The sequence below is a fragment of the Endozoicomonas sp. 2B-B genome, assembly GCF_053470045.1.
On record NZ_JBLZMU010000001.1, the window covers coordinates 4736321 to 4749304 of the forward strand.

Here is a 12984-nt window from a genome sequence, read left to right on the forward strand (position 1 = left end):
AATAAGTACCTAACCAGTTGGTTTCGCATATTCTGGACGGCGGCTTTTTCCATCCTTCTGCGTTCCAACTCTGGTTGCGTAGCTATGGCTACGCGCCCGTCGTTGCGCCTTGAAGGATGAAAAAATCCACTCGCCAGAATATGCGAAACCAACTGGCCAGGTACTTAAGCATAGATTTTCAGGGAATCCACATCATCATGAGTTACGGGCCATCACCTACAGCCAGCGCTCCAGCCAGTTCGAGCACTACGACGTCGCAATCGTCCCAGTATTGTGCGCCAGTTTCCTATGCCGATGCGGCAAAAAAACGTCCTTCTAATTCAAGTCGGGAAGTTAAACCTCTCAATCCACCAACTCAACTTCCAGAAGGTGTTCGTCAACATTCGACCAATCCCTCAGATATTTCAGGTCGGCAGGCATCTGTCTGCCAGCCTGCCAAGACATCTCAGCCATCACGGTATTGTGCGTCAGGTTCCTATGCCGATGCGTTAAAAGGGCGTAGATCTACCTTAAATCCGAACACTGAAACGTTTATTCCACATTCGCAACTTCCCCATGGTGGTCATCAACATTCGAACAGACCCTCAAGGCCAGCAACTGCATACCAGAGCTCTACTCCCAGGACGTTTCACCCAGAGGCGAAGACCTGCCCTCCTGAAGCGCTTAAAAAAGCGATCAATAGCGCTTTCGCAATGCTCAACAATCAAAATTTCACAGATGCAGAAAAAGCATTCCGGACCATATTAAACGGAAATCATGGCATACCGAATCGGTTCGACAAGCAGGAAGCAACCATAGGGCTTGCAAGATCTCTAAAAGAGCAAACCCGCGAAAAACAGATGGAAGCCTGCTCTATTCTGGAAAAACTCAGGTTAGATGGAAAACTTACCAGGTTCGGAGCTTCGACCATTCATAACCTTGATCTGTGCCTGAGCCTCTGTGAAGAAGCACTTGGAAGAGACCTTGATGCCGAAACTCGACTGTTGAGACTGAGAAGAAAAAGGCGCGATGCCGATGAGAGAGCCCTGTGCGAACCCTCTAGCTATTATGTCGCAGATATTAGTAATGCCCGACTGTGGCAGCTTATGGGCAAATACACTCAGGCTGAAACACTGTTCCTGAACATAAAAAAAGAACTGATCAAAAACCTGCAGTCGAAACCCTATTCTCCTGCTACATCAAAACTTCGTAAACACCTCGATACCGTCAACATGGCCCTGATGCGACTCTGGCAGTTGATGGACAAACATCAAAAGGCTGAACTTCTGATGCTCGGCATCATTGGCAAGCGCCCCGATGACGATGAGGACATACTCTGCAGGCCATCTGATCATAAAGACGTTGATCTGGCTCTGACGTTTATCTGGCGGGCGTTGGGCAAGCGTGAGCGGGCTGAGAGGCTGCTGCTGAACATGAGTCGCAAGCATCCCGATGACAGTGAGGAGATTCTGTGTAGCCCCACTGGCCATCGTGCCATTGACATGGCTCTGGTGCGAACCTGGGATGAAATGGACAAACTTGAGCTGGCTGAAAAGCTACTACTGAACATGAGCGGAAAGCGCCCAGGTGACAGCGAGGTAGCACTGTGCAAGCCCTGTGGGCACCATGACATTGATCTCTCTCTGGCACTGGTCTGGGAGAGGAAATTCAAATATATACGAACTGAAAAGCTACTGCTGAACATGAGTGGAAAGCGCTCTGGTGACAGCGAGGAAGAACTGTGCAAGCTCTCTGGGAATCGTGAAATTGACCTGGCTCTGGTTCGATTTTGGGAGCTGACGGGCAAATATGAACTGGCTGAAAAGCTGCTGCTGAACATGAGTCGCAAGCATCCCGGCGCCAGTGAAGAGATTCTGTGCAAGCCCTGCTGGCAGCTGGAAATTGATCTGACACTGGTGCAATACTGGGAGGTCTCGGGCAAATATCGCCTCTCTGAAAGACTGCTGCTTAACATGAGTGGCAAGGACCCCGATGACAGTGAGGAGATCCTTTGCAAGCCTTGTGGAAATCATGATATTGATCTGGCTCTGGTGATGCTCTGGGAGGTGATGGATAAACCTGAACAGACTGAAAGACTGCTGCTGAATATGAGTGGCAAGCACCCCGGTGACGACGAAGACAGCCTGTGCAAGCCCTCTGGCAATCATGAGATTGACCTGATTCTGGCACGCTGCTGGGAGAATGCAGGCAAATTTGGACGGGCTAAAAGACTGCTTGAGCGTGGCTGTGAATTCTATCATTCGATTGAATTTGAACTCACACTATTAAAGTTACCTACCGGGCAAGAAGGATTTATGGAAATGATTAGCCACTATCCGGAAAGTGCCAATACCTTGCTGGCTAACTCGGTCCATTATTTCAACCTGGCTTGTAAGCAGATCATTCAGGATACCCCGGAGTCAGGACAAGATAACCTTCATAAGGCTCTGGAATTTGTGGAATCAGCACTGAAAAAATACCCACCGACTGCGGGAGCTTTTTCGCAAAAAGCGCACTGTCTCAGAATGCTGGGGAAAAATAAGCATGAATGGAAAGAATGGTTTGATAGAGCGAGAGCCTTTGACTCCAGCCGGGTATACAAGGCTAAAACTCATTTTTGGCGAAACAGGGAAACCGCTGCCCTTCAGAAGTTGTCGAATTCCAAAGAATAAAAAAACTCCCTTGAACCTTTATGACTGATGACTGTCCAACATGTCAGCAGCATAGATTTTCAGGGAATCTACATCATTATGAGTTACGGGCCAACACCTTCAGCCAGCGCTCCAGCCAGCTCGAGCACTTCGACATCGCAATCGTCTCCATATTGTGCGTCAGGTTCCTATGCCGAGGCGGTAAAAAGACGTCTATCCACCTCAAATCGGGAAATAAAATCTCTTACTCAAGCGGCTCAACTTCCACAAGTTGTTCATCAACGTTCCACCAGTCCCTCAAACATTTCAGGTCGGCAGGCATCTACCTGCCAGCCTGCTACGACATCGCAACCATCACTGTATTGTGCGTCAGGTTCAGATATCGGTGCATCAAAAGGGCGTAAATTTACCTTAAATCCAAACGCTGAAACGTTTATTCCACGTTCGCAACGTCCTCATGGTGATCATCAACATTTGAACAGTCCCTCAAATATTCCAGACTGGCCAGCAACTGCAGACCAGAGTTCTACTCCCCGGACCTTTCAGGCGAAGACCTGCCCTCCTCAGGCGCTTAAAAAAGCGATCGATAGCGCTTTCGCGATGCTCAACAATCAAAATTTCACAGCTGCAGAAAAAGCATTCCGGGCCATCTTAAACGGCAAACATGGCATACCGAACCGGTTCGACAAGCAGGAAGCAACCATAGGGCTTGCAAGATCTCTAAATGAGCAAACCCGCGAAAAACAGATAGAAGCCTGCTCTATTCTGGAAGAACTCAGGTTAGATGGAAAACTTAACAGGTTCGGAGCTTCGACCATTAGTCACCTTGATCTGTGCCTGAGCCTCTGTGAAGAAGCACTTGGAAGATACCTTGATGCCGAAACCCGACTGTTGAGACTGAGAAAAAAAATGCGCGATGCCAATGAGAGAGTCCTGTGCGAACCTTCTCACTATTATGCCGCAGATATTAGTAATGCACGACTGTGGCAGCTTATGGGCAAATACACTCTGGCTGAAACACTGTTACTGAACATAAAAACAGAACTGATTAAAAACCTGCAGTCAAAACCTTACTCTCCTGCTACAGCACAACTGCCTAAATACCTCCATACCGTCAATATGGCCCTGGGGCGACTCTGGCAGTTGCTGGACAAACATCAAAAGGCAGAACTCCTGATGCTCGACATCATTGGCAAGCGCCCCGATGACGATGAGGACATACTCTGCAGGCAATCTGATCATAGAGACGTTGATCTGGCTCTGACGTTTATCTGGCGGGGGTTGGGCAAGCGTGGGCGCGCTGAGAGGCTGCTGCTGAACATGAGTCGCAAGCATCCCGATGACAGTGAGGAGATTCTGTGTCGCCCCACTGGCCATCGTGCCATTGACATGGCTCTGGTGCGAACCTGGGATGAAATGGACAAATTTGAGCTGGCTGAAAAGCTACTGCTGAACATGAGTGGAAAGCGCCCCGGCGACAGCGAGGAAGCACTGTGCAAGCCCTGTGGGAATCGTGAAATTGACATGGCTCTGATGCGATATTGGGAGCTGACGGGCAAATATAAACTGGCTGAAAAGCTGCTGCTGAACATGATTCGCAAGCATCCCGGCGCCAGTGAAGAGATCCTGTGCAAGCCCTGCTGGCAGCTGGAAATTGATCTGACACTGGTACGACACTGGCAGGTCTCGGGCAAATATCACCTCTCTGAAAGACTGCTACTTAACATGAGTGGCAAGGACCCTGATGGCAGTGAGGAGAGCCTTTGCAAGCCTTGTGGAAATTATGATATTGATCTGGGTCTGGCGACGCTCTGGGTGATGATGGATAAACCTGAACGGGCTGAAAGACTGCTGCTGAACATAAGTGGTAGGCACCCCGGTGACGACGAAGACAGCCTGTGCAAGCCCTTTGGCAATCATGACATTGACCTGACTCTGGCACGCTGCTGGGAGATTACAGGCAAACTTGGACGGGCTAAAAGACTGGTTGAGCGTGGCTGTGAATTCTATCATTCGAATGAATTTGAACTCACACTGTTAAAATTATCTGTCGGGCAAGAAGGATTTATGGAAATGATTAGCCGCTATCCGGAAAGTGCCAATACCTTGCTGGCTAACTCGATCCATTATTTCAGCCTGGCTTGTGAGCAGATCATTCAGGATAACCCTGAGTCAGGACAAGATAACCTTCATAAGGCTCTGGAATTTGTGGAATCAGCACTGACAAAGTACCCACCGAGTGCGGGAGTTTATTCCCAAAAAGCGCACTGTCTCAGAATGCTGGGAAAAAGTGAGCAAGAATGGAGGGAATGGTTTGATAGAGCGGAAGCCTTTGACTCCAGCCGGACATACAGGGCTAAAACTCATTTTTGGCGAAACAGGGAGGCCGCTGCCCTTCAGAAGTTATCGAATCTCAAAGAATAAAAAAACATCCTTGAACCTTTATGACTGATGACTGTCCAATAAGTACCTAACCAGTTGGTTTCGCATATTCTGGACGGCGGCTTTTTCCATCCTTCTGCGTTCCAACTCTGGTTGCGTAGCTATGGCTACGCGCCCGTCGTTGCGCCTTGAAGGATGAAAAAATCCACTCGCCAGAATATGCGAAACCAACTGGCCAGGTACTTAAGCATAGATTTTCAGGGAATCCACATCATCATGAGTTACGGGCCATCACCTACAGCCAGCGCTCCAGCCAGTTCGAGCACTACGACGTCGCAATCGTCCCAGTATTGTGCGCCAGTTTCCTATGCCGATGCGGCAAAAAAGTCTCTAACTACCTCAGGCCGGGAAACTAAATCTCTTACTCAACCGGCTCAACTTCCACAAGTTGTTCATCACCGTTCCACCAATCCCTCAGATATTTCGGGTCGGCAGGCATCTGCCTGCCAGCCTGCTACGACACTACAACCGTCAGGGTATTGTGCGTCAGGTTCAGATACCGGTGCATCAAAAGGGCATAAATTTACCTTAAATCCAAACGCTGAAACGTTTATTCCACGTTCGCAACTTCATCATGGTCATCAGCATTCGAACAGACCCTCAAATACTCCAGACTGGCCAGCAACTGCATACCAGAGCTCTACTCCCCGGACGTTTAACCCGGAGGCAGAGACCTGCCCTCCTGAAGCGGTTAAAAAAGAGATCAAAAGCACTTTCGCAATCCTCAAAAATCAAAATTTCATAGATGCAGAAAAAGCATTCCGGACCATCTTAAACGGCAAGTATGGTATACCGAATCGGTTCGAGAAGCAGGAAGCAACCATAGGACTTGCAAGATCTCTAAAAGAGCAAACCTGCGAAAAACAGATGGAAGCCTGCTCTATTCTGGAAGAACTCAGGTTAGATGGAACACTCAACAGGTTCGGGGCTTCGACCATTAACAACCTTGATCTGACCCTGAGCCTTTGTGAAGAAGCACTTGGAAGACACCTTGATGCCGAAACCCGGCTGTTGAGACTGAGAAGAAAATGGCGCGATGCCGATAAGAAAGCCCTGTGCAAACCTTCCCGCTATTATGACGCAGATATTACTCATGCACGACTGTGGCAGTCTATGGGCAAATACACTCTGGCTGAAACACTGTTACAGAACATAAAAACAGAACTGATTAAAAACCTGCAGTCAAAACCCTACTCTCCTGCTATAGCACAACTGCCTAAATACCTCGATACCGTCAATATAGCCCTGGGGCGACTCTGGCAGTTGCTGGACAAACATCAAAAGGCAGAACTTCTGATGCTCGACATCATTGGCAAGCGCCCCGATGACGATGAGGACATACTCTGCAGGCAATCTGATCATAAAGACGTTGATCTGGCTCTGACGGTTATCTGGCGGGCGTTGGGCAAGCATGAACGGGCTGAGAGGCTGCTGCTGATCATGAGTCGCAAGCATCCCGATGACAGTGAGGAGATTCTGTGTAGCCCCACTGGCCATCGTGCCATTGACATGACTCTGGTGCGAACCTGGGATGAAATGGACAAATTTGAGCTGGCTGAAAAGCTACTGCTGAACATGAGTGGAAAGCGCCCCGGAGACAGCGAGGAAGAACTGTGCAAGCCCTGTGGGCATCATGACACTGATCTCACTCTGGCACTACTCTGGCAGAAGAAATACAACTATATACGAACTGAAAAGCTACTGCTGAACATGAGTGGAAAGCGCCCCGGTGACAGCGAGGAAGCACTGTGCAAGCTCTGTGGGAATCGTGAAATTGACATGGCTCTGATGCGATATTGGGAGCTGACGGGCAAATATAAACTGGCCGAAAAGCTACTGCTGAACATGAGTCGCAAGCATCCCGGCGCCAGTGAAGAGATCCTGTGCAAACCCTGCTGGCAGCAGGAAATTGATCTGACACTGGTGCGATACTGGGAGGTCTTGGGCAAATATCACCTCTGTGAAAGACTGCTGCTTAACATGAGTGGCAAGGACCCCGATGACAGTGAGGAGAGCCTTTGCAAGCCTTGTGGAAACAATGATTTTGATCTGGCTCTGGCGATGCTCTGGGAGATGATGGATAAACCTGAACGGACTGAAAGACTGCTGCTGAACCTGAGTGGTAAGCACCTCGATAACGACGAAGACAGCCTTTGCAAGCCCTCTGGCAATCATGACATTGACCTGACTCTGGCACGCTGCTGGGAGATTACAGGTAAACTAGGATGGGCTAAAAGACTGGTTGAGCGTGGCTGTGAATTCTATCATTCGAATGAATTTGAACTCACACTGTTAAAATTATCTGTCGGGCAAGAAGGATTTATGGAAATGATTAGCCGCTATCCGGAAAGTGCCAATACCTTGCTGGCTAACTCGATCCATTATTTCAGCCTGGCTTGTCAGCAGATCATTCAGGATAACCCTGAGTCAGGGCAAGATAACCTTCATAAGGCTCTGGAATTTGTGGAATCAGCACTGAAAAAGTACCCACCGAGTGCGGGAGTTTATTCCCAAAAAGCGCACTGTCTCAGAATGCTGGGAAAAAGTGAGCAAGAATGGAGGGAATGGTTTGATAGAGCGGAAGCCTTTGACTCCAGCCGGACATACAGGGCGAAAACTCATTTTTGGCGAAACAGGGAGGCCGCTGCCCTTCAGAAGCTATCGAATCTCAAAGAATAAAAAAACATCCTTGAACCTTTTTGACTGATGACTGTCCAACAGCATAGATTTTCAGGGAATCTACATCATTATGAGTTACGGGCCAACACCTACAACCAGCGTTCCAGCCAGTTCGAGCTGTACGACATCGCAATCGTCTCCATATTGCGCGTCAGGTTCCTATGCCGATGCGGCAAGAAACCGTCAATCCACCTCAAATCGGGAAATAAAATCTCTTACTCAATCGGCTCAACTTCCACAAGTTGTTCATCAACGTTCCACCAGTCCCTCAGATATTTCAGGTCGGCAGGCATCTGCCTGCCAGCCTGCTACGACATCTCAGCCGTCAGGGTACTGTGCGTCAGGCTCAGATACCGGTGCATCAAAAGGGCGTAGATCTACCTTAAATCCGAACGCTAAAACGTTTATTCCACGTTCACAACTTCCTCATGGTGGTCATCAAGATTCGAACAGACCCTCAAGACCAGCAACTGCAGACCAGAGTTCTACTCTCCGGACCTTTCACCCAGAGGCGAAGACCTGCCCTCCTGACGTTTTTAAAAAAGAGATCAAAAGCGCTTACGCAATGCTCAACAATCAAAATTTCATAGATGCAGAAAAAGCATTCCGGACCCTCTTAAACGGCAAGCATGGCATACCGAATCGCTTCGACAAGCAGGAAGCAACCATAGGGCTTGCAAGATCTCTAAGAGAGCAAACCCACGAAAAACAGCTGGAAGCCTGCTCTATTTTGGAAGAGCTCAGGTTAGATGGAAAACTTACCAGGTTAGGAGCCTCGACCATTAGTCACCTTGATCTGTGCCTGAGCCTCTGTGAAGAAGCACTTGGAAGACACCTTGATGCCGAAACCCGACTGTTGAGACTGAGAAAAAAAATGCGCAATGCCAATGAGAGAGCCCTGTGCGAACCTTCTCACTATTATGCCGCAGATATCAGTAATGCACGACTTTGGCAGCTTATGGGCAAATACACTCTGGCTGAAACATTGTTACTGAACTTAAAGACAGAACTGATTAAAAACCTGCAGTCAAAACCCTATTCTCCTGCGACATCAAAACTGCGTAGACACCTCGATACCGTCAACATGGCCCTGATGCGACTCTGGCAGTTGATGGGCAAACATCAAAAGGCTGAACTTCTGATGCTCGACCTCATTGGCAAGCGCCCCGATGACGATGAGGACATACTCTGCAGGCAATCTGATCATAAAGACGTTGATCTGGCTCTGACGTTTATCTGGCGGGCGTTGGGCAAGCATAAGCGGGCTGAGAGACTGCTGCTGAACATGAGTCGCAAGCATCCCGATGACAGTGAAGAGATTCTGTGTCGCCCCACTGGCCATCGTGCCATTGACATGGCTCTGATGCGCACCTGGGATGAAATGAACAAACTTGAGCTGGCTGAAAAGCTACTGCTGAACATGAGTGGAAAGCGCCCCGGTGACAGCGAGGATGAACTGTGCAAGCCCTGTGGGCATCATGACATTGATCTCTCTCTGGCACTAATCTGGCAGAGGAAATACAAATATATACGAACTGAAAAGCGACTGCTGAACATGAGTGGAAAGCGCCCCGGTGACAGCGAGGAAGAACTGTGCAAGCCCTGCGGGCATCATGACATTGATCTCTCTCTGGCACTACTCTGGCAAAGGATATACAAATATATACGAACTGAAAAGCTACTGCTGAACATGAGTGGAAAGCGACCCGGTGACAGCGAGGAAGAATTGTGCAAGCTCTGTGGGAATCGTGAAAGTGACCTGGCTCTGGTTCGATTTTGGGAGCTGACGGGCAGATATACACTGGCTGAAAAGCTGCTGCTGAACATGAGTCGCAAGCATCCCGACGCCAGTGAAGAGATTCTGTGCAACCCCTGCTGGCAGCATGACATTGATCTGGCTCTGGTGCGATGCTGGCAGCTTACAGGCAAATATAAACTTTCTGAAAGACTGCTGTTGAATATGATTGGCTGGCAACCCAATGACAGTGAGGAGATCCCGGGCAAGTCCGGTGGTCATGATGTTCTTTACCTGGCTCTCGCACGGCTCTGGGAGATGATGGATAAACCTGAACGGACTGAAAGACTGCTGCTGAACATAAGTGGTAAGCACCCCGGTGACGACGAAGACAGCCTGTGCAAGCCCTCTGGCAATCACGACATTGACCTGACTCTGGCACGCTGCTGGGAGAATACCGGCAAACTTGGACGGGCTGAAAGGCTGCTTAAGCGTGGCTGTGAATTTTATCATTCGAATGAATTTGAACTCACACTATTAAAGTTATTAACCGGGCAAGAAGGATTTATGGAAATGGTTAGCTACTATCCGGAAAGTGCCAATACCTTGGTGGCTAAATCGATCCATTATTTCAGTCTGGCTTGTGAGCAGATCATTCAGGATAACCCTGAGTCAGGACAAGATAACCTTCATAAGGCTCTGGAATTTGTGGAATCGGCACTGAAAAAGTACCCACCGATTGCGGGAGCTTTTTCCCAAAAAGCGCACTGTCTCAGAATGCTGGGGAAAAGTGAGCAAGAATGGAGGGAATGGTTTGATAGAGCGGAAGCCTCTGACTCCAGCCGGACATACAGGGCTAAAACTCATTTATGGCGAAACAGGGAAGCCGCTGCCCTTCAGAAGTTATCGAATCTCAAAGAATAAAAAACGCCCTTGAACCTTTATGACTGATGACTGTCCAACAGCCTAGATTTTCAGGGAATCTCCATCATTATGAGTTACGGGCCAACACCAACAACCAGCGCTCCAGTGAGTTCGAGCACTACGACATCGCACTCGTCTCCATATTGTGCGTCAGGTTCCTATGCCGATGCGGCAAAAAAACGTCCATCTAGCTCAAATCAGCAAGCTAAATCTCTTAATCCACCGGCTCAACTTCCACAAGTTGTTCATCAACGTTCGACCAGTCCCTCAAATATTTCAGGTCGGCAGGCATCTGCCTGCCAGCCTGCTACGACATCGCAACCGTCACGGTATTGTGCGTCAGGTTCCTATGCCGATGCGGCAAAAAAGCCGCCATCTGCCCCAAATCGGGAAGCTAAACCTCTTGCTCCACGCGCTCAAATGGCAAAGGGTGTTCATCAACATTCGAACAAATCCTCAAATATTTCAGGCCAGCAGGCATCAGCTTACCAAAGGTCTACCCCCAGGACGCTTTATCCAGAGGCAAAGACCCCCTCTCCTGCAGCTATTAGAAAAGAGATCAATAGTGCTTTCGCAATACTTAGACATCAAAATTTCACAGACGCAGAAAAAGCATTTCGAGTCATCTTAAAGAAATACCAAGGCAATCTGAGTCCATTCAACAAACAGAACACGACCATAGGGCTTGCAAGAGCGCTGAAAGAACAGACCAACGAAAAACAGTTAGAAGCCTACTCTCTTCTGGAAGCGCTCAGATTGGATGGAACATGCAATAAGTTTGGCGCTTCGACCATTCACAACCTTGATCTGAACCTGAGCCTCTGTGAAGAGGCACTTGGATGGCACTTTGCCGCCGAAACACGACTTTTGAGGCTCAGACGGAAAAGCACCAATGCCTATGAGAAGACCCTGTGCAAGCCTTCTGGCTATTATGCTGCAGATATTACTAATGCCAGACTGTGGCAGTCTATGGGCAAACACAGGCTGGCTGAAACACTCCTCCTGAAAATAAAAGAGGAGTTGATTAAAAAGCTGCAGTCGAAACCGGACTCTCCTGCGGCACAAAAACTGCGTAAATACCTCGGTAAGGTCAATATGGCCCTGGCGCGACTCTGGCAGCTGATGGAGAAATATCAACTGGCTGAAGACCTCTTGCTGGACATGAGCGGCAAGCACCCCGATGACTATATGGACATTCTCTGCAAGCCCACCAAGTGTGAAGACATTGACTTGGCTCTGTCGGTACTCTGGCGGTTAATGGGCAAATATGAACAGTCTGAGAGACTGCTGCTGAACATGAGTAACAAACGTCCCGATGACAGTGAGGACACTCTCTGCAAACCTTCCGGGAATCATGACATTGACCTGGCTCTGGTGCGACTCTGGGAAGAAACGCGTAAACATGAGCTGGCTGAAAAACTGCTGATACTCATGATTGGCAAGCACCCCAATGACAGTGTGAAGGTTCTGTGTAAGCCCTTTGGGAAAGCTAACATTGACCTGGCCCTGGTGCGGCTCTGGCAGATAATGGGCAAATTTAAACAGTCTTCAGAACTTCTGCTGAACATGTGCGGTTCGCGACCCGGTGCCAGTGAGGAAGAAATGTGCATGCCCTCCGGGCATTGTGACACTGACCTGACCCGGGCTCGATTCTGGCAGATGGAGGGCAGACACAACCTGGCTGAAAGGCTGCTGCTGAACATGGGTGGCAAGCATCCCGGTGCCAGTGAAGAGATTCTCTGCAAGCCCTGCTGGCAGCAGGAAATTGATCTGACACTGATGCGACACTGGGAGGTCACTGGCAAATATCACCTCTCTGAAAGGCTGCTGCTGAACATGAGTGGCAAGGACCCCGATGGCAGTAAGGAGATCCTTTGCAAGCCCTGTGGGAATCATGATTTTGATCTGGCTCAGGCGATGCTCTGGGAGATCATGGATAAAACCGAATGGACTGTACTCCTGCTACTGAACATGAGCAGCAAGCACGCCAATGACACTGAAGACAGCCTGTGCAAACCCTCTGGCAATCATAACGTTGATATGGCTCTGGCACGCTTTTGGGGGAGGATAGGCAAACATGAACAGGCTGAAAGACTGCTTAAGCAAGGCTGTAAATTATATCATTCGAATGAATTTGAACAGGCACTACTCAGCCAATCTGCCGGGCAAGAAGGATTTATGGAAATGATTAGCCACTATCCGGAAACGATCAATACCCTGTTGGCTACCTCGATCCATTATTTCAACCTGGCTTGCAAGCAAATAATCGATACAGGTCCAGAGTCAGGACAAGATAACCTTCATAAGGCTCTGGAAATTGTGGAATCGGCACTAAAGAAATACCCTCCTAGTGCGGGAGCTTTTTCGCAAAAAGCGCACTGTCTCAGAATGCTGGGGAAAAATGAGCAAGAATGGAGGGAATGGTTTGATAGAGCGGAAGCCTTCGACGTCAGCCGGGCATACAGGGCAAAAACTCATTTTTGGCGAAGTAGGGAAGCCGCTGCCCTCCAGAAGTTATCGAATCTCAAAGAATAAAAAAACATCCTTGAACCTTTATGCCTGATGACTGTCCAA

General features: G+C 48.9%; 5 protein-coding genes. All 5 read left to right on the forward strand.

The genetic code is table 11. The features are described from left to right. The first annotated feature begins 197 nt into the window (after window positions 1–197). On the forward strand, window positions 198–2651 hold the full coding sequence (locus ACOMHB_RS18505) for a hypothetical protein (RefSeq protein WP_448217718.1): 2454 nt from the start codon (window positions 198–200) through the stop codon (window positions 2649–2651). Window positions 2652–2729: 78 nt separating this feature from the next. Then, window positions 2730–5054, forward strand: a complete 2325-nt coding sequence (locus ACOMHB_RS18510) for a tetratricopeptide repeat protein (protein WP_448217719.1) — start codon at window positions 2730–2732, stop codon at window positions 5052–5054. Window positions 5055–5288: 234 nt separating this feature from the next. Then, window positions 5289–7751, forward strand: coding sequence for a hypothetical protein (locus tag ACOMHB_RS18515; protein ID WP_448217720.1), 2463 nt, complete (start codon window positions 5289–5291; stop codon window positions 7749–7751). A 70-nt stretch (window positions 7752–7821) separates the two neighbouring features. Further along, the gene (locus ACOMHB_RS18520) at window positions 7822–10410 is read left to right on the forward strand and encodes a tetratricopeptide repeat protein (protein ID WP_448217721.1); all 2589 of its coding nucleotides are present in this window, start codon (window positions 7822–7824) and stop codon (window positions 10408–10410) included. A gap of 69 nt (window positions 10411–10479) precedes the next feature. Further along, on the forward strand, window positions 10480–12945 hold the full coding sequence (locus ACOMHB_RS18525) for a hypothetical protein (RefSeq protein ID WP_448217722.1): 2466 nt from the start codon (window positions 10480–10482) through the stop codon (window positions 12943–12945). Window positions 12946–12984: the final 39 nt, after the last annotated feature.